22 protein-coding genes and 2 pseudogenes are annotated in these 22,658 nt (G+C 40.7%); 15 read left to right on the top strand and 9 right to left on the bottom strand.

Annotated features, from left to right (window positions below; translation table 11 throughout):
* Nucleotides 1-21: 21 nt before the first annotated feature.
* Nucleotides 22-465: a D-aminoacyl-tRNA deacylase gene (gene dtd, locus D8836_RS06330; RefSeq protein ID WP_049544844.1), complete on the top strand. Its 444-nt coding sequence runs from the start codon at nucleotides 22-24 to the stop codon at nucleotides 463-465.
* 38 nt (nucleotides 466-503) lie between these two features.
* On the opposite strand, the gene D8836_RS06325 is transcribed toward dtd, so the two are convergent.
* The 4 genes from D8836_RS06325 to D8836_RS06305 all read right to left on the bottom strand — a co-directional run bounded on the left by D8836_RS06325 (nucleotide 504) and on the right by D8836_RS06305 (nucleotide 2,957).
* A complete protein-coding gene (locus tag D8836_RS06325; protein WP_125393469.1) occupies nucleotides 504-917 on the bottom strand; it encodes a hypothetical protein in 414 nt (137 codons plus the stop codon).
* Between the two features lie 18 nt (nucleotides 918-935).
* The gene (locus tag D8836_RS06320) at nucleotides 936-1,349 is read right to left on the bottom strand and encodes a hypothetical protein (protein WP_125393468.1); all 414 of its coding nucleotides are present in this window, start codon (nucleotides 1,347-1,349) and stop codon (nucleotides 936-938) included.
* 129 nt (nucleotides 1,350-1,478) lie between these two features.
* Complete coding sequence (locus D8836_RS06315; RefSeq protein WP_004255605.1) at nucleotides 1,479-2,186, bottom strand: nicotinamide mononucleotide transporter; 708 nt, start codon at nucleotides 2,184-2,186, stop codon at nucleotides 1,479-1,481.
* Between the two features lie 120 nt (nucleotides 2,187-2,306).
* Nucleotides 2,307-2,957, bottom strand: a complete 651-nt coding sequence (locus D8836_RS06305) for a metal-dependent transcriptional regulator (protein ID WP_084924055.1) — start codon at nucleotides 2,955-2,957, stop codon at nucleotides 2,307-2,309.
* Between the two features lie 111 nt (nucleotides 2,958-3,068).
* Here D8836_RS06305 and D8836_RS06300 point away from each other — a divergent pair, with 111 nt between their 5' ends.
* The 3 genes from D8836_RS06300 to D8836_RS06290 all read left to right on the top strand — a co-directional run bounded on the left by D8836_RS06300 (nucleotide 3,069) and on the right by D8836_RS06290 (nucleotide 5,512).
* Entirely contained in the window at nucleotides 3,069-3,911 is an 843-nt protein-coding gene (locus tag D8836_RS06300) for a metallophosphoesterase family protein (protein ID WP_185761608.1), read from the top strand.
* Nucleotides 3,912-3,986: 75 nt separating this feature from the next.
* Complete coding sequence (locus D8836_RS06295) at nucleotides 3,987-4,424, top strand: Rrf2 family transcriptional regulator (RefSeq protein WP_001166789.1); 438 nt, start codon at nucleotides 3,987-3,989, stop codon at nucleotides 4,422-4,424.
* Nucleotides 4,425-4,492: 68 nt separating this feature from the next.
* Nucleotides 4,493-5,512: a YdcF family protein gene (locus tag D8836_RS06290; protein WP_125393466.1), complete on the top strand. Its 1,020-nt coding sequence runs from the start codon at nucleotides 4,493-4,495 to the stop codon at nucleotides 5,510-5,512.
* Nucleotides 5,513-5,600: 88 nt separating this feature from the next.
* Here D8836_RS06290 and D8836_RS06285 read toward each other — a convergent pair whose 3' ends face one another.
* Nucleotides 5,601-6,674: a DUF2974 domain-containing protein gene (locus D8836_RS06285; protein ID WP_125393465.1), complete on the bottom strand. Its 1,074-nt coding sequence runs from the start codon at nucleotides 6,672-6,674 to the stop codon at nucleotides 5,601-5,603.
* Between the two features lie 155 nt (nucleotides 6,675-6,829).
* Here D8836_RS06285 and D8836_RS06280 point away from each other — a divergent pair, with 155 nt between their 5' ends.
* The 5 genes from D8836_RS06280 to D8836_RS06255 all read left to right on the top strand — a co-directional run bounded on the left by D8836_RS06280 (nucleotide 6,830) and on the right by D8836_RS06255 (nucleotide 12,131).
* On the top strand, nucleotides 6,830-7,507 hold the full coding sequence (locus tag D8836_RS06280; protein WP_000548991.1) for a response regulator transcription factor: 678 nt from the start codon (nucleotides 6,830-6,832) through the stop codon (nucleotides 7,505-7,507).
* Nucleotides 7,500-8,474, top strand: a complete 975-nt coding sequence (locus D8836_RS06275) for a sensor histidine kinase (protein WP_125393464.1) — start codon at nucleotides 7,500-7,502, stop codon at nucleotides 8,472-8,474. Before D8836_RS06280 ends, D8836_RS06275 begins: the two co-directional genes overlap by 8 nt.
* 431 nt (nucleotides 8,475-8,905) lie before the next feature.
* The gene (locus D8836_RS06265; protein WP_033682171.1) at nucleotides 8,906-10,417 is read left to right on the top strand and encodes an ATP-binding cassette domain-containing protein; all 1,512 of its coding nucleotides are present in this window, start codon (nucleotides 8,906-8,908) and stop codon (nucleotides 10,415-10,417) included.
* A 344-nt stretch (nucleotides 10,418-10,761) separates the two neighbouring features.
* Nucleotides 10,762-11,085, top strand: a complete 324-nt coding sequence (locus tag D8836_RS06260; protein WP_001253404.1) for a potassium channel family protein — start codon at nucleotides 10,762-10,764, stop codon at nucleotides 11,083-11,085.
* Complete coding sequence (locus D8836_RS06255) at nucleotides 11,082-12,131, top strand: DUF389 domain-containing protein (RefSeq protein ID WP_125393463.1); 1,050 nt, start codon at nucleotides 11,082-11,084, stop codon at nucleotides 12,129-12,131. The genes D8836_RS06260 and D8836_RS06255 overlap by 4 nt, the downstream gene beginning before the upstream one ends.
* A gap of 243 nt (nucleotides 12,132-12,374) precedes the next feature.
* Here the strand turns inward: D8836_RS06255 and thrS are convergent, their stop codons facing one another.
* The 3 genes and pseudogenes from thrS to D8836_RS06235 all read right to left on the bottom strand — a co-directional run bounded on the left by thrS (nucleotide 12,375) and on the right by D8836_RS06235 (nucleotide 15,014).
* Complete coding sequence (gene thrS, locus D8836_RS06245) at nucleotides 12,375-14,318, bottom strand: threonine--tRNA ligase (protein ID WP_120769887.1); 1,944 nt, start codon at nucleotides 14,316-14,318, stop codon at nucleotides 12,375-12,377.
* Between the two features lie 40 nt (nucleotides 14,319-14,358).
* A pseudogene (locus D8836_RS11530) lies at nucleotides 14,359-14,540 on the bottom strand (hypothetical protein).
* A gap of 100 nt (nucleotides 14,541-14,640) precedes the next feature.
* Nucleotides 14,641-15,014, bottom strand: a pseudogene (locus tag D8836_RS06235) (hypothetical protein).
* A gap of 204 nt (nucleotides 15,015-15,218) precedes the next feature.
* On the opposite strand from D8836_RS06235, the gene rpsO reads away from it, so the two are divergent.
* From rpsO to D8836_RS06210, 5 genes are all read left to right on the top strand, one after another.
* Nucleotides 15,219-15,488 carry a 30S ribosomal protein S15 gene (gene rpsO, locus D8836_RS06230; protein ID WP_001018251.1) on the top strand — a complete coding sequence of 90 codons (270 nt, stop codon included), beginning with the start codon at nucleotides 15,219-15,221 and terminating at the stop codon, nucleotides 15,486-15,488.
* 327 nt (nucleotides 15,489-15,815) lie between these two features.
* Nucleotides 15,816-16,862: a FecCD family ABC transporter permease gene (locus tag D8836_RS06225; RefSeq protein ID WP_125393461.1), complete on the top strand. Its 1,047-nt coding sequence runs from the start codon at nucleotides 15,816-15,818 to the stop codon at nucleotides 16,860-16,862.
* Nucleotide 16,863: 1 nt separating this feature from the next.
* Complete coding sequence (locus tag D8836_RS06220; protein WP_125393460.1) at nucleotides 16,864-17,619, top strand: ABC transporter ATP-binding protein; 756 nt, start codon at nucleotides 16,864-16,866, stop codon at nucleotides 17,617-17,619.
* Between the two features lie 19 nt (nucleotides 17,620-17,638).
* Nucleotides 17,639-18,649, top strand: coding sequence for an ABC transporter substrate-binding protein (locus D8836_RS06215; protein ID WP_125393459.1), 1,011 nt, complete (start codon nucleotides 17,639-17,641; stop codon nucleotides 18,647-18,649).
* Nucleotides 18,630-19,322: an alpha/beta hydrolase gene (locus D8836_RS06210; protein WP_125393458.1), complete on the top strand. Its 693-nt coding sequence runs from the start codon at nucleotides 18,630-18,632 to the stop codon at nucleotides 19,320-19,322. The genes D8836_RS06215 and D8836_RS06210 overlap by 20 nt, the downstream gene beginning before the upstream one ends.
* A 43-nt stretch (nucleotides 19,323-19,365) precedes the next feature.
* On the opposite strand, the gene D8836_RS06205 is transcribed toward D8836_RS06210, so the two are convergent.
* On the bottom strand, nucleotides 19,366-20,115 hold the full coding sequence (locus tag D8836_RS06205) for a lysophospholipid acyltransferase family protein (protein WP_125393457.1): 750 nt from the start codon (nucleotides 20,113-20,115) through the stop codon (nucleotides 19,366-19,368).
* A 132-nt stretch (nucleotides 20,116-20,247) separates the two neighbouring features.
* On the opposite strand from D8836_RS06205, the gene D8836_RS06200 reads away from it, so the two are divergent.
* Nucleotides 20,248-22,584: a cation-translocating P-type ATPase gene (locus D8836_RS06200; protein ID WP_125393456.1), complete on the top strand. Its 2,337-nt coding sequence runs from the start codon at nucleotides 20,248-20,250 to the stop codon at nucleotides 22,582-22,584.
* The last annotated feature ends 74 nt before the right edge of the window (nucleotides 22,585-22,658 follow it).

The raw sequence follows: 22,658 nt of genomic DNA, 5'->3' as shown, positions 1-22,658 counted from the left end.
GCCCTTACTAGAAAGGCTATTATGAAAATCATTATCCAACGGGTTACAAAAGCCCAAGTGAGTATCGAAGGTCAGGTTCAGGGAAAAATCAATCAGGGACTCTTATTGCTGGTTGGTGTTGGACCAGAGGACCAAGAGGAAGATTTGGACTATGCTGTGAGAAAACTGGTCAATATGCGGATTTTTTCAGACGCAGAAGGCAAGATGAACCTGTCTGTCAAAGATATTGAAGGAGAAATCCTCTCTATTTCTCAGTTTACCCTCTTTGCGGATACTAAGAAAGGCAATCGTCCAGCCTTTACAGGTGCAGCCAAGCCTGATAGGGCATCAGACTTCTATGATACTTTCAATCAAAAATTAGCGCAAGAAGTGCCTGTTCAGACAGGAATATTTGGAGCGGATATGCAGGTTGAGCTGGTCAATGACGGACCAGTCACCATTATCCTTGATACTAAAAATAGATAAGAAAGACCAAGCCCAGCTGGCTTGGTCTTTCTTATCTATCATAAAATATTCCAAAATGAAATCGGTTCTTGATAGGCCTTGGGGAAATCTCTTTTCAGGCTTTGGCTTATGCGGTAGGAAGGGATGAGATGGCCTAGAATTAGGAGAGTTCCCTGAAGGAGAAGTGGCATACCACTTAAACATATCAAGGAGAGAATCATCAAGATATCCCATAGGAGGATTTGTAAGGCGAAACGCCAGAATCTCGGTCTAATCTGGGAATAGAGTTGACCAAAGTGGTCACAAAGTTGGTTTGAAAGATAGGTCAATAGCACAGGATGAAAGAAAATGAGCCAACCGCTATAAATAAAAATCCAGTCCCAAGTAAGCCCCCCTTTAAATGTCAAAAATGCCAGCATAATTCCATCGATGATAAGGAGTTGAATGGTTTTGATGGAGATGATTTTTTTCATGATAAAACCTCCTTTTCCTTAGAGACACTCCCACAAAGAGATATGTTTGTCGTAAAAATCTGGATAGTGTTCTCTTAGGTAGTCAGCCGTCATATAATATAAAGTAGAATGACAAGCAGTGATGATTGGCATAAGAGAGTAAAAACGCTGAGAACTAATGAAGGCTAAGAGGACAAAAAATAGAAAATCAATGGAGAGAACCCCTAAATAGTAGAAGCGAATCTTTTTATTGATTTGAGGATAAATCTCAGCGAATTGATGTTTGAGTCGGACAACCAAGCGAAATAACAGGAGTCCTTGAGTAAGGAGGAAAATAAAACCAGATAGCAAGAGCCACTCCAAAGATGTCTCGGGTCTTTTGTTAAAAAATGCCAATAGCAGCAAATCGATGACTGCAATTGCTGTAAAATGGATTCTAAAGAGTTTTTTCATAAGATGACCTCCCTCTTTTATCTAACTTCATTCTACTCCAAACGAATGGGAGTTACAAGTAAAATGATAAAAATAGCAGAAGGGAGATTCTCTTAAGTCGACTTGTTTTTTTATTTAAGTTTTCTTCTATTATCTTACTTCTTCATCATTCCAGACAAATAAAGCTCCGATTGCATTGAGGATATAAAAGATGTATTTTCCGATATTGGCAAAATTTCCTTGAATACCAGCTTTTGTCAGCTGAACGAAATTGTAAATCAACCAAAAGCCCCACTGAGTTGTTAGTTTCAATGCGTTAAAAGCATTGGCAATGAGTGAGAGTGCAAAGGCAATGGTTGTTACATAGGCAAGGAGATTCATCTTTCCTCCATAGCCGATAAAGTTTGTCACAAAGGCAAAGAGGAAGGCGATGATTGAAATGATGATGGCCGCCAATTTTAGCTGTTTTTGGCTCATTTGGTTGGGTCTGCCTTCTTGCGAAGCTTCCCATTTCTTAATAGCAAAGGTATAAATGAGGAAGGTGACGGGATAGGTGATAATGGCCGCCTTATTTCCAAGGATATAATCAATAGCACCGGACAAAATGGTATTAACAATACCAAAGTAATTTCCCCATTTGCTTAATTTCCCCGTGAAACGAGTGGATAACATGGAAATCCCAACGTTGGTTACGGAAATCAATCCAAAGGGAACAAGAGCTGTCCATGGGCCCCAGTCTACGAATTTGTCGAGACGGGAGTTGAGGTAACCAGATGCAATTGCAATCCCAACGACCAGAGCAACTCCAAAGAGGTCAAACCATTTAGATGTAGCAAAAATTTTTAGTGATTTTTTCATAGTTTAAACTATCTTTCTTTTTTTTTACAAATATTCTACAATTAAATGAAAGCAAAATCAAATGATAGAAATAAAACCCTGAAAATCAAACTTTCAGGGTTGGTTGGGGGACTTGAGAAATTAGTTGATTTTCTCGACATAGAGTTGTGTTGCAATGTCCATATTCACTTGTAAATCCTCGTCTTTACTAAGGATAGTAAAGGTGTTACTGAAGCCATCAAACTGCTTGACTTGGAGCGAATCACCGATGTGAAGTGAGTGCTTGTCCAGATAATGGAGAATGTCAAAACTATCGTGCACCCGAGTTAGACGGTAGGATCCACTCTCTTTGATATCAGCTAGTGGTAGGTTATTGATTTCAACTAAGAGTTCTCCCTTGGCAGGAATAGTTCCTCCGTGAGGGCAGGTCTTGGGGAATCCAAGTAATTTTTCTAGTCTCTCCACGAATAGCTCAGAGACAGTATGTTCCAATACCTCAGCTTCTTCATGAATCTGGTCACTAGTATAGTCTAAATGATGAACTAGAAAAACTTCAATCAAGCGGTGTTTACGATAGAGCTCAGAGACTAGTTTGAGGCCGAGGTCAGTCAGTAGATAGCCACATTCCTTGTCCTTGAGGATGAGGTTTTCGCTCTTCATCCGTTTAATCATTTCAGTTACAGCAGGGGGAGAGACTTGCATGCGGGCAGCAATTTCCTTGTTGGTAATTTTATGCAGGTCTATGCCGATTTCATAAATACATTTTAGATAATCTTCTTTATTCGGGGTCATTCGCTTCCTCTTGTCTAATATCTATATCTAGTATATCAAAAAAAGCTAGATTTCTCTAGCTGTGACTTTTTATGTTATACTTATTGCAAGAGAAAAAACGAGGAGATGGATATGACGAAAATAGCTCTTCTTTCAGATATTCATGGAAATACCACCGCCTTGGAGGCTGTTTTGGCAGATGCTCGGCAGCTAGGAGTGGATGAATACTGGCTTCTGGGAGATATTCTCATGCCAGGGACAGGGCGTAGAAGGATTTTGGACTTGTTGGCTCAACTACCGATTACGGCTAGAGTTTTGGGAAACTGGGAAGATAGTCTGTGGCACGGTGTCCGTAAGGAATTGGATAGTACTCGTCCCAGTCAACGCTATCTCTTGCGCCAGTGCCAGTATGTTTTAGAGGAAATTTCCCTAGAAGAAATTGAACTGCTCCACAATCAACCCCTCCAGATTCATCGTCAGTTTGGTGATTTGACGGTAGGAATTAGCCATCATCTGCCTGATAAGAACTGGGGGCGAGAGTTGATTCATACTGGAGCGCAAGAGGATTTTGACCGCTTGGTGACCAATCCGCCTTGTGATATTGCTGTTTATGGTCATATTCACCAGCAGTTGCTTCGTTACGGGACTGGTGGACAATTAATTGTCAATCCAGGTTCGATTGGGCAACCTTTCTTTCTAGATGCCCAGTTGCGGAAGGACTTGCGGGCCCAGTATATGATTTTAGAGTTTGATGACAAGGGCTTGGTAGATATGGACTTCCGACGAGTTGACTACGATGTGGCAGCTGAATTGCAACTGGCTAAAGATCTGAAGCTTCCCTATTTTGAGGTTTACTATGAAAGTCTGGTCAATGGTATCCACCATACTCATCATCAGGAATTTCTGAGAGAATTGGCCCAGAAAGAGGGCTATGATAGGGAATTAGATGCTTGGTTGAAAAGTGGTAATGATTGACATTACAACTGAAAAGGGTATAATAAAAGAAACAGAAGAGTAGAGGCAGGGATGCCTCGTAAAAAGGAGAAGAGGATGCAAATTCCAAGTAGATTTACCATTGCGACTCATATGCTGATAATTATCGCCCTCGAGGGGAAGGAAAGCAAGGTGACCAGTGATTTTCTGGCTGCTAGTGTCGGGGTCAATCCTGTCATTATCAGAAAGACCTTGTCCCAGTTGAAGAAGGCAGAGCTGATTTCAGTCGCGCGCGGAACGGGCGGAACAGAGATTGTTAAGGATCTCAAAGACATTAGTCTATTAGATGTTTATCAGGCGGTTGAGTGTCTTGGTAAGACTGGTCAACTCTTCAGTTTCCATGACAATCCAAATCCAAATTGCCCAGTTGGAGCTCATATTCATGATGTTTTGGATCAAAAATTGGAGAGAATCCAGCTGGCTATGGAGGCTGAACTTGGTCAGACTAGTTTAGAGCAAGTTGTGGCCGATGCAGAAACTCAAATGAAGGAGTGAGAGGGATAGATGCCCTCTTTTTCTCTATGTAAAATTGTGATAAAATAGAATCATTAAAGGAGGAAGAAATGTATCTCGTTATAGGAATTGTATTAGCCTTTATAGTGTCATTTTGGAAGGATAATAGAAGTTTGTGGAATCCAGTATTATTCTTATTATCCCTCATTTCCAGTTATTTTTATCTAGGCTACCTTTTTTATCAAAATGGGTATGAGAAGATTCATTTCGCTTTTTTTATATTTCCCTTTATTTTACTTCCTTTTTTGCTTTTTCTAAGTGGCATCTTTCTAATCTATAATGGGGTCATTTTGTTGAAGCGAGAGGGACGTTCAAAGGCTAATTATCTCTCCATGCTCCTTGGAATAGTCATTTTGCTATTTTTTGCTTTGATGTCATTTCGATTGGGAGGACGACATGAATTATTTTACACCAATCACTTTCTAAATATTTTATTTGCATTTATTGCTTATTCTTACTTTATTTTTGGTTTTGCTTTTGTGGCTTTTATTCTGTACTCTATCTTGTATCTCTTTATTCCTAAGAAGAAGCATTATGATTTTATTATCATTCATGGTGCAGGTTTGTTAGACGGAGAAAAGGTAACACCTTTGCTGAAGAGGAGAATTGATAAGGCAGTGGAAGCTTATCACAAGTCTAAGAATCCTCATATCAAAATCATTGCCAGTGGTGGTCAAGGAGGAGATGAGAAGATTTCTGAAGCGCAGGCCATTACAAACTATCTTCTTAAAGAGACAGATGTTCCCCAAGATGCGATTATTCTGGAAGATCAATCAAGGACTACCTACGAGAACCTTCTCTTTTCTAAGGAACTTGGTGAGAAACTGGTAGCCAAACCTCAATTTCTCTTTGTAACAAATGATTATCATGTCTTTAGAACTAGTACTTATGCTCGTAAGTTAAAAATGAAGGGAGATGGCCTCGGATGTAGGACGGCAGGCTACTATATACCATCTGCTTTTATTCGGGAGTACGTAGCGCTCTGTGTCAAGATGAAATGGCTCTTCCTTGCCTTGTATGTCCTGCTATTAGCTATCATTTTACTATCCTATAAAGGGGTTATTTGGTAGTTAGATTTTATTAAAAAAGACTTAGAATGCACATGAAAGTCTGTGTTCTAGGTCTTTTGTTTTATATACATTTGATTTTTGAAAGCTACTATCTATTTTTCCATGCTTGGTAACGGGTATCAATCAATAACTGGGTGAGGCGTCCCATGGTTTCCCTTTCTTCTTGGGTGAGGGATTGCGCTTGGACAAAGAGATGATGAATGTGTTCAAGCGCCTTTAAGGAAGACAGGTCATTGATGGAGCTAATCCCAGCATCTAGAATGGTGCCAAAGAAAAGGTCAAAGTAGAGCTGGAGTTCTTCGTCAGGGACTGTCGCTACCCATTCTTTGAAGGTTGTGTCGACTTGTTGGCTATCACTGTTGGTCTTATCCAGTTGAACGAAGTGCTTGTCCTCAATCTGCCAACTAAAGGTATCGTGTTGGGCGATACCACCTAAGGCAGTACTGTGCACGATGATTTGCTGGTTAGGGATTTCCATCATCATACCGATAATGGAGCCTTGAGGGATGAAGACCTTGGTTCTATCCATTATCCCTTGATAGCCCTCAGTTTGTGTCAGTTCTTTGTGGAGACCAGGCGCATCAAAAGTATAAACTGCTGTGATTTGATCTTGCAAGCTTTGCTCAATTTGGCTAGCAGCATAGATGGCTAAATTTCCTCCCTTGGAATGCCCAGCCAGAATGACCTTTTGCTTAGGATGGTGGGCAAAAAAGTTCTTTAAATAGCGAAGGGCGTGCTTTTGAGCAGGAATTTCCTTCATATAGGTCAGGTGGAAATCTTCCTTCCAGCCAATGATACTGTCATCAGTCCCACGAAAGACAATCAGATAGGTATCGAGATTGAGGCGGTAGGTCATAGCCGCAAATTGCTTTTGCAGTTCAGGGTCAATGTCATTGATAAAATGGGAGAGTTTGCAATTTTTGAAGCGCTTGTGTTGAGCTAGTTCATCTAATAGCTGGAGGCGATTTTTGCTGGTCAACATATTAGGCTCTCTTGGAACCTGAGGTGCCAGTTCTAAAAGTCGCTGAGGAGTTGTGGAGACCAGATTATCAAAGGAGAGGTAGGTTGTTTCTGTTAAGGCTAGAATGTCTAACTCATTCAAAGGAAGGTCGTAAAAGGAATCGTATGCGACATCTTTCAGATAATCAAAAATATTGGCCATAAGAGCTCCTTTCTTTTTATTTATCTTATCAAATTTCCCTCAAATTATCTAGTAGGATTGTTTCACTTTGTTGGCTAAAAACAAGCTATTTCAAATTCAGTTTCAGACCTTCTAGCATGGAAAAATCTGTTATAATAATAGAAAAGGAGGAGCGCATGCACAAGATTTTATTAGTAGAAGATGATCAGGTTATTCGTCAACAAGTCGGGAAAATGCTCTCTGAATGGGGATTTGAAGTGGTTCTGGTAGAAGACTTTATGGAAGTTTTGAGCCTTTTTGTCCAGTCGGAGCCTCATCTGGTTCTCATGGATATTGGCTTGCCCTTGTTTAACGGCTATCATTGGTGTCAGGAGATTCGCAAGATTTCTAAGGTGCCGATTATGTTTCTGTCTTCCAGAGACCAGGCTATGGATATTGTTATGGCGATTAATATGGGGGCGGATGACTTTGTGACCAAACCTTTTGACCAGCAGGTTCTTTTAGCTAAGGTTCAGGGCTTGTTGCGCCGTTCCTATGAGTTTGGGCGTGACGAGAGTTTACTGGAATATGCCGGTGTGATCCTCAATACCAAATCCATGGATTTACATTATCAAGGGCAAGTGTTGAATTTGACCAAGAACGAATTCCAGATTTTACGCGTTTTGTTTGAGCATGCAGGCAATATCGTAGCGCGTGATGACCTGATGCGGGAACTTTGGAACAGTGACTTTTTCATTGATGACAATACCCTCTCTGTCAATGTGGCTCGTTTGCGTAAAAAATTGGAAGAGCAGGGCTTGGTAGGATTTATCGAGACCAAGAAAGGGATAGGGTACGGACTGAAGCATGCTTGATTGGAAACAATTTTTTCTAGCCTATCTGCGCTCTCGTAGTCGTCTGTTTGTCTATCTGCTTGCTTTAGCATTTCTAGTTTTGCTCTTTCAGTTTTTATTTGCCAGTTTAGGAATTTACTTTCTCTACTTTTTCCTCTTGTGTTGCTTTGTAACCATCTTATTTTTCACTTGGGATATATTGGCGGAGATGCAGGTCTATCGTCAGGAACTTCTCTATGGTGATAGGGAAGCCAAGTCTCCTTTGGAAAGAGTTTTGGCTGAGAAATTAGAAGCGCGTGAGATGGAACTCTATCAGCAGAGGTCAGATTCAGAAAGAAAACTGACGGATTTGCTGGATTACTATACCTTGTGGGTCCATCAGATTAAGACCCCCATTGCAGCCAGTCAACTCTTAGTTGCAGAAGTAGCCGACCGCCAACTGAAGCAGCAATTAGAACAGGAAATTTTCAAGATTGACTCCTATACCAATCTAGTTTTACAATACCTGCGTTTAGAAAGTTTTCATGATGATTTGGTCTTAAAGCAGGTTCAAATTGAGGATTTGGTCAAGGAAATAATTCGTAAATATGCTCTTTTCTTTATTCAAAAAGGCCTAAATGTCAATCTACATGACCTTGATAAAGAAATCGTGACGGATAAGAAGTGGCTGCTAGTGGTTATTGAGCAAATCATCTCAAACAGTCTCAAGTACACCAAGGAAGGTGGTCTGGAGATTTATATGGAGGGGCAAGAGCTTTGTATCAAGGATACGGGAATCGGGATAAAAAACAGTGATGTCCTCCGAGTCTTTGAACGTGGTTTCTCAGGATATAATGGACGCCTAACCCAGCAGTCATCTGGACTTGGACTTTACCTATCTAAGAAAATTTCTGAAGAATTGGGTCACCAGATTCGCATCGAGTCTGAGGTTGGAAAAGGAACGATAGTGCGGATTCAGTTTGCTCAAGTAAAGTTAGTCCTTGATTGAGAAGAGACAATGAGTTTTTACCCAATCTCTTTTTGCTATATTTCAGGATATTTGAAGACTGTTTTTTACAAAACTAATAATAGAATTTTTAATACGGAATATAGTATAAATACTGGTTCAAAGTGAAGTTTTGTATGCTTTATACTTTTGTTGAGTATAAAATCTATAAACTAAGGGTTAATTACAAAAATTAATTTGAGATGAAGTGAATTGTAGACTTGGGAAATGTCTCCTATTCGATTTCAGAATGAATCGCTGATACAGGATTGAAAGAACTGCAGCTTTCTTTTTATTTTGATAGTAAAAACTGCAGTACTTGTGTGATTTACAATTATTGCACTCAATGTCCGAGTATCGCACTATCTGAAATAGGGAATAGTAGAGATTGTTCTGCGATATGTAAAAAAACGCATTAGCAAGGAGTATCGTATATGCTACCATATCTTAAAACTATTAGATGGTATCTCTTCTTTAATTTTCTTTTTGGTGTAGTATCGAATATCTGCACAGCTTTGTTACCGTATTTCACGCAGGCATTAATCAAAGGGGATTATCAAGTAGCTCTATATGGTTACTCTATGTCAGTGGCAGGCTATTTGAGTTGTAACTATATCCAAATGATACTTGATTGGAAGCAGGGGATTATCTTTTCGACTACTTTGAAAAATGAGTGGTTTCGTTCACTTCTGGGACTCAGTCACCACGATTTCAAGCAGAAAACAGTAGCAGAGTATATTTCCTTTCAATCTAATGACCTAGATTCGTTGGAAAAGGATTACCTTCCTCCATTGATGAGTTTTATCAAACAAATTTTACGTATCATCATTTACGCTTTCATTATTAGCAGAACAATTAATCCTATTGTATCACTGATTTTAATCTTTTCCACTGGAATTAGTATTCAAATTCCTAAAATCGTTGGGAAGTTGACCGCTAATCGTAGACAGGTTTACTTGAAAAAACAAGGAGATTACTATCGAACTTTGGAGGATTTGCTCATGGGACATCATTTGGTAAATAAACTAACTATGTCGCATTTTTTGAATCAACAAAAGAGATCTCTAAAGAATTTGCAGGATAAGTATTTTAAGTATGGTTTGACAAAAATTACAGGCATCTTATTGACAGGTGTTTCTTTTGAATTCATTAGTCTTGTTCTGTTTATTTATTTAGCCTACTCTCTATCTCACCAGCAACTCGGTATTCCTGAGGTGGTGGCGAGTTTCGGATATATTAATGCTTTTTCTGAACCAATACAGGAAATCCTTTATGATTTACAAATGTTAGAGTCCGTAAAGCCTGTAATCAAGAGTTTTCAAAACATTGTTGGGAGACCCGTTTCAGTTCAAGCACCTCAACATTCTTTTGATACGATTACTTTGAAAAATATTTCCAAACAACTGGGAGAATCAAAATTGATAATTACTTCCGCTACGATTCAAAAAGGGGATAAAATTGCGCTTATTGGTAAGAATGGGTCTGGAAAAAGTAGTCTTCTCAACATTTTAAATGGAACAGATGAAGATTTTGAAGGACAAATTGTGCTAGATGGGCTTGTTTTGGACCATCTTTGGGGAAGATTCGGTATGATTCTGCAACAAGAACATACATTTATTTCAAGTTATGAAAATAATGTAACGCTATTCAATAGTTTCAATGAAAAATTCAGAGAAGAAGATTTTGAAAAAATTCCACCACAATCCCTGTCAGGTGGTCAGCAACAACGAATGTATTTAAATCGTGAGAAAAATCGTAAAAATCCATTGCTTATCCTAGACGAACCTTTCTCTGCCTTGGATACTAATCAGTTTAAAATGGAATTGGAAAGAGTTCTGGAACTACCAAGTGCCGTCATTGTTACTTTACATCGCCAAAACGAATTATTAAGTAAGTTTGACCAAGTTTGGGAAATTAAGAATGGAGAACTTGTAATTTTGAAATAGCTAAATTATAAAGAATAAAACGCATAGTATCAAGGTTCTTCTGATATCGTTTTTCTTCTTCGGATAAGGATACAAAAATTTCTTCCTTTCTCTATCTTTTAAATTAATTGATTTCTTCAGAGAAAGACTGTAAAATTTTTGATATAATGTTAAGAAGGGACTGATTCAAGACAGTCATATCTGGTCTTTCTTCCAGTCATTTTTCAAACAATATCAGTTGATAATCAGCTTAAATCAGATCTATCAGTTTGTCTATCTTTCTCTGATGGAGATCATGTCCTATCTTCACTTTGATTATTGGAAAAAACGGCTCGGTCAGGAGCTAGTATGAATAAGGAGAACAAATGAGACGTTTAAAAATGTTATGGCATATTATACAGGTTACGGGTTTTACTCGGTTTGCTCTGAGTTTTGTGACCTTTGTTTTTGGGTCAGGAGGCGTGCTTTTCCTAGTTGAACCTGCTATCACAAATTACGGAGACGGTCTTTGGTATGCTTTTGTGACTTCGACGACTGTCGGCTACGGGGATCTCCTAGCTGTGACCTTGATTGGAAGGATTACCAGTGTCTTCTTGACGATTTATGGGCTCATATTTTTTGGCTGTTTATCAGCTGTTATTATTAATTATTATACCGATTTAAATAAGGAAAGAGGAGAGGACAAATGACTGCCAATTATTCAACACGGGAATACCGTGAGAAATTATATGATGATCTTCATGTTCGATTAAGAGATACAGTGATTTTGATGTGTGCGATTTTTATTGCCTCTATAGGTTTAAATATGAATTCAACAGCTGTCATTATTGGAGCCATGCTGATTTCCCCTCTTATGACATCGATTGTTGGACTCGGATTTGGTTTAGCTATTTTTGATACGCGTTTAATCAAGCAATCTTTAGAGGTTTTATTTACTCAAATATTGGTCAGTTTGCTTGTCTCGACTCTGTATTTCTGGATTTCCCCCTTATCTTATGCAAGTAGCGAGTTGATTGCACGAACCTCTCCAACCATTTGGGATGTTCTCATTGCTATTGCTGGTGGGATAGCAGGTGTAATTGGGTCAAGGAAAAAAGAAGCAAACAATATCGTGCCAGGAGTAGCCATTGCAACAGCTCTGATGCCACCTATCTGTACTGCAGGATATGGTTTAGCTAATGGAAATGTACGATTTTTATTTGGAGCTCTTTATCTTTTCTTGATCAACTGTGTCTTTATCATGCTAATCAACATTGTTGGAACAAGAATTTTGATGAGAAAATCTCCCTTAAGTTCATTTAAAGAGTTAAATATTAAAATGAGAATTGGATTGATATCCTTGATTGTATTATTGATTCTTCCAGCCAGCTATTCAGCAGTCACTCTGACGATAGACCAAGCGCGAAAAGAAGGAATCAAGCAGTTTGTAGGAAAAGAGTTTGCCAATCATACGGTCATTAATCAAGTCTACAAGTCAAGGGACAATGAATTGGTCTTGACGGTTGTTGGAGATCCGATTTCAGAAGAAGAATTAGAAACGCTCCACCAAAAACAAGCCTCATACGGTATTCAATCTGTTCAATTGAAAGTCAATCAAGTTCATAATTCGACAAAACTAGACAGTGATTCGACCAAGGAATTTTATGAAACCATTAACAAGTATATCGATCAAAAACTCTCTGAAAAGGATTCACAAAAAGATCTCGTAAAAGAAAATGAAGCAGATAAGGATTGAGGATATTGACCTTATCTAACTCATGAAAGCAAATCTTGTGTGGTGGTTTGGTCAATCACTACTAGCTCGGATTAAATAATACTCTTCGAAAATCAAATTCAAACCACGTCAGCGTCGCCTTACCGTACTCAAGTACAGCTTGCGGCTAGCTTCCTAGTTTGCTTTTTGATTTTCATTGAGTAAAAATATAAAAAGCAACAGCTGTTTCAGTTGTTGCTTTTTAGCTAGCTAGGATTTTATCTCTTATTTCTCAACGCGTGATTTGTTGGCGATATCAGCTAGGATAGCTTGAACAAAATCATCTACTGAGACAGTTTGTGTTTCTTTTTGGCCGTAGCGACGAACGTTGACTGTTCCGTCTTCCATTTCCTTGTCTCCAACGATTAATTGGTAAGGAATCTTGCTTGTTTGTGAAGCACGAATCTTGAACTGCATTTTTTCATTGCGCTCATCGACATCAGCACGGACACCGCGGTCACGGAGTTTTTTAGCTACTTCCCATGCGTAGTCCACGTGTTTTTCGTTAGATACTGGGATGAGGGTTACTTGGTGTGGTGCAAGCCATGTTGGGAAGGCACCCTTGTAGTTCTCAATCAAGATAGCTGTGAAGCGTTCCATAGTTGAGATAACTCCACGGTGGATCATAACTGGACGGTGCTCTTCGCCATCAGCTCCGATGTATTTAAGGTCGAAGCGTTCTGGAAGCAAGAAGTCAAGTTGGATAGTAGAAAGAGTTTCTTCTTTTCCAAGAGCGGTCTTAACTTGAATATCCAATTTTGGTCCATAAAAGGCTGCTTCACCTTCGGCTTCAAAGTAGTCCACGCCCATTTCATCAAGAGCTGCACGAAGCATGGTTTGAGCATTTTCCCACATCTCATCGTTATCAAAGTACTTATGAGTATCTTGAGGGTCACGAAGAGAGAGGCGGAAGCGGTATTCAGTCAAGTTGAAGTCTTCATAAACATCGATAATCAACTGAAGGGCACGCTGGAATTCTTCTTGGATTTGTTCTGGAGTAACGAAGAGGTGACCGTCGTTGAGTGACATTTCACGCACACGTTGAAGACCAGTTAGGGCACCAGATTTTTCATAACGGTGCATCATACCGATTTCGGCGATACGGATTGGCAACTCACGGTATGAGTGAACATGGTGTTTGAAGACTTGGATGTGGTGTGGACAGTTCATTGGACGAAGGACAAATTCTTCCCCGTCACCCATGTCCATAGTTGGGAACATGTCTTCTTGGTAATGATCCCAGTGACCAGAAGTCTTGTAAAGCTCAACTGAAGCAAGTGGTGGAGTGTAAACGTGTTGGTAGCCAGAAGTCAACTCTTTGTCTACGATGTAGCGTTCCAACTCACGACGAATAGTCGCACCATTTGGCAACCAGAATGGAAGTCCTTGACCAACCTCTTGTGAAATCATAAAGAGGTCAAGCTCTTTACCAAGTTTACGGTGGTCACGTTCTTTGGCTTCTTCACGCATTTGGAGGTAGTTTTTCAAGTCTTTCTTGTCAAACCAAGCTGTACCATAGATACGTTGCATCATAGCGTTGTCGCTATTTCCACGCCAGTAAGCACCCGCTACATGGAGAAGGTGGAAGATTTGGATGCGGCCTGTTGAAGGGACGTGTGGGCCACGGCAAAGGTCTACATATTCACCCTGACGGTAGATGGTCAAACCACCTTCGTCTTCTGAGTGTTCTTCAATCAATTCCAACTTGTAAGGGTCGTTTTTGAAGATTTCACGTGCTTCGTCTTTAGTAACTTCTTCACGGATTGATGGGAAGTTTTCTTTGACAATTTTTTGCATTTCTTCTTCGATACGAGGAAGGTCTTCGTTAGAGATTTGACCAGCTGTGTTGTCAGTATCGTAGTAGAAGCCGTCTTCGATGGCTGGACCAACTCCCAAGTGAATGTCTGGGAAAAGACGACGAGCTGCTTGGGCGAACAAGTGAGCAGCTGAGTGACGCAAGATTGGAAGGGCATCTTCGTGATCAGGTGTCACGATTTCAATGCTTCCATCTTCAGTGATAGCACGAGTAGTGTCGATGAGTTTGCCGTTGAATTTACCAGCCAAGGCCTTTTTAGCTAGGGAATTGCTGATAGATTGGGCAATTTCAAAAGTTGTAACGCCAGATTCGAATTCACGAACAGCGCCATCTGGGAAAGTAATGTTAATCATGATGTTCTCCTTACTTATATTATTGACGAATGTGTTAACCCTATTCTGAAAACAGGGACAGAGGATTGTGAAAGCTAGAAAAACAAAAAGCGACATCCTCGAAAGGACGTCGCAACGTGGTTCCACCTTCATTTATGTACCTCAAAAGAGAGGGACACCTCTGATCGGCTCTAACGTGGCCACCGTTTTATGTTTTCATAAAAAACTCAAGAGTAGTGTCAGTTTAGGCTTTCTATGCGTTTCCAGCAACCACGCACTCTCTAGTAGAAAGGGACTAAGTGACTTGTCTCTATGGATTATTATAGCATGATTGTGAGATTTTTCAAGGATTTTGTGAAAGTTTTTTGTTTTTCATTTTTGTAGAATATGCTTGATGCCAATACCGGAAGCCATGCCCAGCAGAGCAAAGGTTTCATAGATTAGCAAGTAAATTAGTATAAACTCACCAAAAGTTATGATAGTAAAGCAAAAGAGCAGTCCGTTACCAATTAACCACCAAAGTGAGAAACGGAAACGGTAGCTATAGAGTAGCGATACAATCAAGATTACCAGAGGTGTAAAGAAGAGAATATTATTTACGTAGAGACTCTTGAGCAAAAGGGGGTCAGAAATGATTAGTGATAACAACTCATAAAATGGCCAATAAAAGAAGAATATGACCAGATAGTAGGGGAGATGGAAATAGAATCTACGCATGATAATCACCTCGTTTTAAAAAACAGATAACTTAGATTTCTTGCTATGATTATTATAGCATGTTTAAAACAAGAAAGTAAATCTGTTGACAAAGAAGTTAGTTATTGGTAGAATAGGGATTGTCGTAAAGACAAATAACTTCTTCTTGGTTACAGGCATGCCAACCTGTCACTCGGATGAAGCCAAATAAAAAGGAGAAACATCATGGCAATCTCAAAAGAGAAAAAAAATGAAATCATCGCACAATATGCACGTCACGAAGGTGATACAGGTTCAGTAGAGGTTCAAGTTGCTGTCCTTACTTGGGAAATCAACCACCTTAACGAACACATCAAACAACACAAAAAAGACCACGCTACTTACCGTGGATTGATGAAAAAAATCGGTCGCCGTCGTAACTTGCTTGCATACTTGCGTAAAAACGACGTTAACCGTTACCGTGAGTTAATCAACTCTCTAGGACTTCGTCGCTAATCTTGCGTCTAAACCGTTTCTATACTTCGTTGGCTTCGGCTCGATGTACCATTAGTACAACCTTCGCCTCGTCGCCTAGTCTATAAACGGTTTATCCAGCAAGACTGGAGCTCTCTGATTTTCAGAGGGCTTTTTTATGTTATCAACTTACCTTGGTATGCTCAAGCATTATCTTTGGTTACGGTTCCTAGCACTGTATGGAAAAACCAACCATAATTTTTCTGATTTTAATTGTATTTTTTCCATAGCTTGTTACACAGTTGAAAATATGGTATACTTTTCATGAGAATTTTCTAAATTTTTAAGATTCTATCAAAGGAGGTTTGCATGCTTTCCAAATTTTCTGGAAGCCGACAAGACCAGCAATTTGTGTTACTTTTAGTTATTTTGCTAGGTATTTTAGGGATTTCTCTCTTTCTAGCAGTTTCAATGGGATCTGTTGCGATTAATCTAGGAGATACCTATCGGATTATTTTGAGCAGGTTGGGATTTCCTCTTGAGGTAGGAGAGGTTTCCAAGTCCACTCTTGCCATTGTATGGAACATGAGATTCCCTCGAGTATTGTTAGGTCTGATAGTAGGAGCAGGCCTTTCTATGTGTGGTAGCGTGATGCAGTCCACAGTGAACAATCCTATCGCTGAGCCTTATGTCTTAGGAATATCTGCGGGTGCAACTCTAGGGGCAACCTTGAGCATCATTCTTGGTTTAAAAGTGATGATTAGCCTTGGAGCTTTTCTTGGAGCTATTTTGGCAACAATTGCTGTCCTCATCATTGCCTCTATGCAAGGACGGATGACGACTTCCAGTCTGATCTTATCAGGAACGGTGGTCAACGCTCTCTTTCTGGCTTTTTCAAACTTTATTATCTCAGTTGGCGCTAATGCGGATAGTGTGATGACCATTAAGTTTTGGACCATGGGCTCGCTCGCTGGGACTTCCTGGGCAGACTTGGTCCTGCCAACTATAGTAGTAGGAATAGCCTTTCTATTTTTCTCTACTCAGTATCGTGTTTTCAATGCGATGATGATGGGAGATGAGGCTGCTTTAACTTTGGGAATTCCCTTACGCTTTTATTGGTATCTTTATGTGACCATGGTGGCTGTGCTGACAGCAGTCTTAGTGGCAACCTGTGGGATTATTGGATTTGTCGGTCTGATTACTCCACATTTAGCTCGAGGGTTAGTAGGAACGAATTACAAGAGGCTTTTTCCTGTTGCAACCTTGCTAGGTGCCCTCTTTGTCATCTGGGCAGACGTACTCTCTCGTATCATCATTCCAAACGCAGAGCTTCCTATTGGTATTTTCACAGCCTTAGTAGGTGCTCCCTTCTTTGTCTACATTGTTGGAGGTAGGCGAAGGGAGGTGAGGGTCTGATATGGACTTGATTTGTCAGGATATCCATTTTGGACTAGAAGAGAAAAAAATCCTCAAAGGAGTCTCTCTTAAGGTTGAGGGGCGTCAATTTCACACGATACTAGGACCAAATGGAAGTGGAAAAACCAGCCTGCTTAAACTCCTCTATCGTCAGGAAAAGGCGGATAAAGGCTTGATAAGCTTAGATGGAAAGCCTCTGGAACAATGGACGATCAAAGAAACAGCCAAGCAAATGGCAGTTGTCACCCAGTTTAATCAATTGCAGTTTGATTGTACAGTTGAGGAAATCGTCTTGCTGGGAAGAACTCCCCACCTCTCTTTTTTACAGAAGGAAAAGGAAAGAGATTATGTTCTCGTTCAAGATGCCCTCGTTAAGGTGGATATGCTTGAGAAGAAAACTCGTCTCTATTCATCCCTGTCAGGGGGAGAGAAACAGCGAGTCTTGTTAGCCCGCGCCTTGGCGCAAGAACCAACTCTCTTGCTCCTGGACGAACCAACCAATCACCTGGATATCAAGTATCAGCTAGACTTGTTGGCCATTGTGAAAAATCTCAAGGTTAATGTTCTAGCTGTCCTGCATGATATTCAACTTGCTTGTCGCTATTCGGATTATCTCTATCTGATGAAAGAGGGAGAAATCCTTTACCAAGGGACTCCAAAGGAGACCATCACCCCTGAGTCATTGCAAACTGTATACGGAGTTCAAAGTCAGGTGACTTGGACCGAGGATCAGCAAGCTATGATTCACTATTTATAAGAATGAAAAGGAAAACAAGATGAAAAAAACACTAAGTATTTTACTGGTAACAGTAACTACCTTAACCATGGCAGCTTGTGGTAACACTACTACAGAAAAAGCTACCACACAGTCTAGCGCAGAAACAAGTCAAAAGGCGAGCACAGAGACGACTTATCCACTAACGGTCAAAACCTATGACGCGAAAGGGAATGAAGTCGAACAAGTCTTTGGCAAGGCACCTGAAAAAGTTATCACCAACAATCTTTCAACTACTGAAATCTTATTGGAGTTGGGGTTGAAGGATAAAATTGCTGGCATGCTTAACCCTGATAATGCTGTGACGGACAAATACAAGGACGCGATTGCGACGATTCCTCAAATTGGGGATAAAAAAACAGTCTCACAAGAGACAGTCCTTTCTTATGAGCCAGACGCTGTGATGGGGCGAAACATGATGTTTTCTGAAAAATCCTTGGGGACAGTTAGCACTTGGAATGAAAACAAAATCCCAGTCTATACGCAAAAAGCTTCTCTCTCAACAATTCAGCAAGATTTGGGGAATATCGTAGAAGATGTCAAAAATCTTGGAATGATTTTTAATGTTCAGGACAAGGCTAATGAATACGCAGCCCAATTACAAACTAAAATTGACGCTGTTAAGAAAGCAAATTCAGCAAGTCAAGGTGAAAAGAAAAAGGCTTTGATTATGGTTGCTTATAATGATGAAACCTTCGGTGCCTACAAGTCTGCTTTGCAAGAAAGTTTGCTGAACCAACTTGGTTATACAAACGTTGCTACGGGGACATCAGGCTTGACCTTGGAAAATCTCGTGTCAATGGATCCTGAATTGATTATCTATGTAACCAGCGATCGCAATAAAAAATTGGATGAAAAAGCAGTAGAGTTGATGAAGGCAAATGCTGTTTTGGAAAGCGTTCCTGCTGTTAAGAATCAAAAAATCATGACCATCTCTTACGACGAGTTGATGGATTATGGTCCAGCAGTGATTGATTCCCTTGAGAAAATCAATGACTTTATCAATAAATAATGAGTTTGATTGGGAAGGAATTCAAGTCAAAATCAGCCTTCCTTCTAACTACGACCCCAATCAAACCTATCCGGCTATTTTATTGAATGATGGAAACTTGGACTTCCTATCGTCCCTTTCCGAATCTGTGATTTTAGTGGGCTTGACCTCTAAAAATCGCCTAGATGACTACACGCCCTGGAAGGCAGCTGCTCTGAGAGATGGAGCTCCAGATTTTGGCGGTCAGGCCAATGTCTATCATGATCATTTGTTCGGAGATCTTTTAGACAAGTTGCAGTCGCTTTATCGACTGGATGAAGCACGTCTTGCCTACGGAGGTTACTCACTAGGTGGTTTGGCGGCAGTCTACAGTCTTTTCAGCTTTGACAAGGTTTCCTGTGTCTTTTCGATCTGCGGTTCCTTTTGGTATCCTGATTTTGTGACCTACTGCAAGGAAGAAAATGTGAAAAATTTGGACTGTTTGCTGTATTTACAGAATGGTCAAACAGAAGGAGAACACCACACTAATCGCTTGGCTCAAGCACCAGTCTATGCTGAGCAGATCCATACCAGTCTTCAGAAACGCTATCCGAACGGCCAGTTTGTCTTTGACCCTTATGGACACCATGAACAAGTAGCTGAACGATTTTTAGCCTTTTCCAGCTGGTTGGCCCAAAAATGGAAAATCGAATAAAAAATTTATCCCTTGGCTTTTGCCAAGGGATTGTTGTATTTATTTAAGCAAGTTTTTCTCTTTTCTTATCTGGATTCCAGATAAAGCTTGCGATAAAGCTAAAGATGATGGTTAGGATAGCGAGGATAATGGCAAGGATGAGGGCAGGGATGCGGATAAGCCACCAGAGTGGGTTTGGTTTTTTATTATTGTGCCATTGTTTCGTTTCTTGGTCCAGACGTTGAAATTCTGTTTGGATACGATTGGCGACTGTTTCAATGCCTTCATCATTCATTTTCTTGATATCTGAGATATCGATTGGATTTCCAAAGTTCATATCAACACGCTCACGGCTAACCAAGCCTTTCAAGGTCATAGGACCTGTGTAGGTAACCGGCATGATACGGACCTTGGCCATTTTGGCAATCAGGGCAACTCCACCCTTGACATCGTTTGAGTGACGGCTTCCACTTGGAAACATGATGAGAGAGCGGTCGCTTTTTTTGAGAACATTGATAGGATATTTGATGGCTGAGGCGCTAGGATTTTCCCGGTCGATAGGAAAGGCACCACACATACGAATCCACCACCCAAAGATACGGTTGGTGAAGAGTTCTTTTTTAGCCATAAAGATGAACTGTTTTGGCTTGGTCGCAAAGGCCATGTAAACAGGATCCCACCAGGTACGGTGAGGCGCAACTAAAATATAATTTTCATCTTGATTAGGAATTTTATCAGTATTATGATAGTGGGCATTGCCATTGATGGACCATAGGAGCAAGACAACCAATCCACGTAAATAAGTATAAAACATGCGATCTCCTTCGATTCTTTTCTTGTTATTATTATACCTTATCAAAGGAGGGCTGGCAAACTTTTCCCTTGACTAGGTGCAGATTTGGGATGAGATTAGAATTCTGTTAAAAAAAATGATATGATAGAATTTATGGATAAAAATAAGATTATGGGATTAACCCAAAGAGAAGTCAAGGAAAGACAGGCTAAGGGCTTGGTCAATGATTTTACTGCTTCGGCCAGTACCAGCACTTGGCAAATCGTTAAACGAAATGTCTTTACCCTTTTTAACGCTTTGAACTTTGCCATTGCTTTGGCCCTTGCCTTTGTGCAGGCTTGGAGCAATTTGGTCTTTTTTGCTGTTATCTGCTTTAACGCTTTTTCTGGAATTGTGACCGAGTTGCGGGCTAAACACATGGTGGACAAGCTCAATCTCATGACCAAGGAAAAGGTCAAGACTATTCGTGATGGTCAGGAAGTTGCTCTTAATCCTGAAGAATTAGTGCTAGGAGATGTCATTCGTTTGTCTGCAGGAGAGCAGATTCCCAGTGATGCCTTGGTTTTGGAAGGCTTTGCGGAGGTTAATGAAGCCATGTTGACGGGGGAAAGTGATTTGGTGCAAAAGGAAGTTGATGCCTTGCTTTTGTCAGGAAGTTTCTTGGCCAGTGGGGCAGTTTTAGCTCAAGTTCACCATGTTGGGGCTGATAACTATGCTGCCAAACTCATGCTTGAGGCCAAGACCGTTAAACCAATCAACTCTCGTATCATGAAATCGCTGGACAAGCTAGCTGGTTTTACTGGGAAGATTATCATTCCCTTTGGTCTAGCTCTCTTGCTAGAAGCCTTGCTTTTAAAAGGCCTGCCTCTTAAGTCATCTGTTGTAAATTCGTCGACAGCCCTTTTGGGGATGTTGCCCAAGGGAATCGCCCTTTTGACCATCACTTCGCTCTTGACTGCGGTTATTAAACTGGGCTTGAAAAAGGTCTTGGTGCAGGAGATGTACTCTGTTGAGACCTTGGCACGCGTGGATATGCTCTGTTTGGACAAGACGGGCACCATCACCCAAGGAAAGATGCAGGTGGAGTCTATTCTTCCGCTGACGGCAACTTATGGTGAAGAGGCTATTGCCAGCATTTTGGCCAGCTACATAGCTCACAGTGAGGATAAAAATCCAACTGCCCAAGCCATTCGACAGCGTTTTGTGGGAGAGGTAGCATATCCGATGATTTCAAGCCTTCCATTTTCAAGTGATCGAAAATGGGGAGCAATGGAGTTAGAAGGTTTGGGAACAGTTTTCTTAGGTGCCCCTGAGATGTTGCTGGCTTCTGAGATCCCAGAAGCCAGAGAGGCCTTGGAGAGAGGTTCACGTGTCTTGGTCTTAGCTCTCAGTCAGGAGAAATTAGACCATCACAAACTACAAAAACCATCTGATATTCAGGCTCTAGCTTTGCTGGAAATCTTGGACCCTATTCGAGAGGGAGCAGCAGAGACGCTGGACTATCTCCGTTCTCAGGAAGTGGGGCTCAAGATTATCTCTGGTGACAATCCAGTTACGGTGTCCAGCATTGCCCAGAAGGCTGGTTTTGCAGACTATCACAGCTATGTAGATTGCTCGAAAATTACGGATGAGGAATTGATTGATATGGCTGAGGAGACAGCTATTTTCGGACGTGTTTCCCCTCATCAAAAGAAACTTATCATCCAAACTCTGAAAAAAGCAGGGCATACAACAGCTATGACAGGGGATGGAGTCAATGATATTCTGGCCCTTCGTGAGGCGGATTGTTCCATCGTAATGGCGGAAGGGGATCCGGCGACGCGTCAGATTGCCAATTTGGTTCTCTTGAACTCTGATTTTAATGATGTTCCTGAGATTCTCTTTGAAGGTCGTCGCGTGGTCAATAACATTGCCCACATTGCACCGATTTTCTTGATAAAGACCATCTATTCCTTCTTGCTCGCAATCATCTGTATTGCCAGTGCTCTTCTGGGACGGTCTGAATGGATCTTGATTTTCCCCTTCATTCCAATTCAGATTACCATGATTGACCAATTCGTGGAAGGTTTCCCACCATTCGTTCTGACTTTTGAGCGAAATATCAAACCTGTTGAGCCAAACTTCCTCAGAAGATCCATGCTTCGTGCCCTACCAAGTGCTCTCATGGTTGTGTTCAGCGTTCTTTTTGTGAAAATATTTGGAAGTAGTCAAGGTTGGTCTGAGATAGAAATCTCAACCCTCCTCTATTATCTCTTGGGGTCAATTGGTTTCTTATCTGTATTTAGAGCCTGCATGCCATTTACCCTATGGCGTGTCCTCTTGATTGTTTGGTCAGTAGGAGGCTTCCTAGCCACAGCTCTCTTCCCAAGAATTCAAAAACTGCTTGAAATTTCAACCTTAACAGGACAAACATTACCTGTTTATGGTGTCATGATGTTGGTCTTTACCGTGATTTTCATCCTGACTAGTCGCTATCAAGCCAGAAAATAAAGAAAGACTGCAATCTGTGGATTGCGGTCTTTTTAGGTACAAGATTGCCAGCTGAAATGTGGTATAATAAGAGG

The sequence above is a fragment of the Streptococcus mitis genome (genome assembly GCF_003942995.1).
In the GTDB taxonomy this organism is placed as follows: domain Bacteria; phylum Bacillota; class Bacilli; order Lactobacillales; family Streptococcaceae; genus Streptococcus; species Streptococcus mitis_CV.
Note: the sequence above shows the minus strand (reverse complement) of the source record. Positions and strands in the feature narration are given on the sequence as shown.

What these genes read in the sequence shown, in the direction of transcription:
- D8836_RS06280 (WP_000548991.1), top strand. Translation starts at nt 6,830, where the DNA reads ATGCACAAGATTTTATTAGTAGAAGATGATCAGGTTATTCGTCAACAA.
- D8836_RS06205 (WP_125393457.1), bottom strand. Translation starts at nt 20,115, where the DNA reads ATGTTTTATACTTATTTACGTGGATTGGTTGTCTTGCTCCTATGGTCC.
- D8836_RS06315 (WP_004255605.1), bottom strand. Translation starts at nt 2,186, where the DNA reads ATGAAAAAATCACTAAAAATTTTTGCTACATCTAAATGGTTTGACCTC.
- thrS (WP_120769887.1), bottom strand. Translation starts at nt 14,318, where the DNA reads ATGATTAACATTACTTTCCCAGATGGCGCTGTTCGTGAATTCGAATCT.
- D8836_RS06225 (WP_125393461.1), top strand. Translation starts at nt 15,816, where the DNA reads ATGCTTTCCAAATTTTCTGGAAGCCGACAAGACCAGCAATTTGTGTTA.
- D8836_RS06255 (WP_125393463.1), top strand. Translation starts at nt 11,082, where the DNA reads ATGACTGCCAATTATTCAACACGGGAATACCGTGAGAAATTATATGAT.
- D8836_RS06325 (WP_125393469.1), bottom strand. Translation starts at nt 917, where the DNA reads ATGAAAAAAATCATCTCCATCAAAACCATTCAACTCCTTATCATCGAT.
- D8836_RS06285 (WP_125393465.1), bottom strand. Translation starts at nt 6,674, where the DNA reads ATGGCCAATATTTTTGATTATCTGAAAGATGTCGCATACGATTCCTTT.
- dtd (WP_049544844.1), top strand. Translation starts at nt 22, where the DNA reads ATGAAAATCATTATCCAACGGGTTACAAAAGCCCAAGTGAGTATCGAA.
- D8836_RS06215 (WP_125393459.1), top strand. Translation starts at nt 17,639, where the DNA reads ATGAAAAAAACACTAAGTATTTTACTGGTAACAGTAACTACCTTAACC.
- D8836_RS06220 (WP_125393460.1), top strand. Translation starts at nt 16,864, where the DNA reads ATGGACTTGATTTGTCAGGATATCCATTTTGGACTAGAAGAGAAAAAA.
- D8836_RS06290 (WP_125393466.1), top strand. Translation starts at nt 4,493, where the DNA reads ATGTATCTCGTTATAGGAATTGTATTAGCCTTTATAGTGTCATTTTGG.
- D8836_RS06200 (WP_125393456.1), top strand. Translation starts at nt 20,248, where the DNA reads ATGGATAAAAATAAGATTATGGGATTAACCCAAAGAGAAGTCAAGGAA.
- D8836_RS06305 (WP_084924055.1), bottom strand. Translation starts at nt 2,957, where the DNA reads ATGACCCCGAATAAAGAAGATTATCTAAAATGTATTTATGAAATCGGC.
- D8836_RS06210 (WP_125393458.1), top strand. Translation starts at nt 18,630, where the DNA reads ATGACTTTATCAATAAATAATGAGTTTGATTGGGAAGGAATTCAAGTC.
- D8836_RS06275 (WP_125393464.1), top strand. Translation starts at nt 7,500, where the DNA reads ATGCTTGATTGGAAACAATTTTTTCTAGCCTATCTGCGCTCTCGTAGT.
- rpsO (WP_001018251.1), top strand. Translation starts at nt 15,219, where the DNA reads ATGGCAATCTCAAAAGAGAAAAAAAATGAAATCATCGCACAATATGCA.
- D8836_RS06320 (WP_125393468.1), bottom strand. Translation starts at nt 1,349, where the DNA reads ATGAAAAAACTCTTTAGAATCCATTTTACAGCAATTGCAGTCATCGAT.
- D8836_RS06260 (WP_001253404.1), top strand. Translation starts at nt 10,762, where the DNA reads ATGAGACGTTTAAAAATGTTATGGCATATTATACAGGTTACGGGTTTT.
- D8836_RS06265 (WP_033682171.1), top strand. Translation starts at nt 8,906, where the DNA reads ATGCTACCATATCTTAAAACTATTAGATGGTATCTCTTCTTTAATTTT.
- D8836_RS06300 (WP_185761608.1), top strand. Translation starts at nt 3,069, where the DNA reads ATGACGAAAATAGCTCTTCTTTCAGATATTCATGGAAATACCACCGCC.
- D8836_RS06295 (WP_001166789.1), top strand. Translation starts at nt 3,987, where the DNA reads ATGCAAATTCCAAGTAGATTTACCATTGCGACTCATATGCTGATAATT.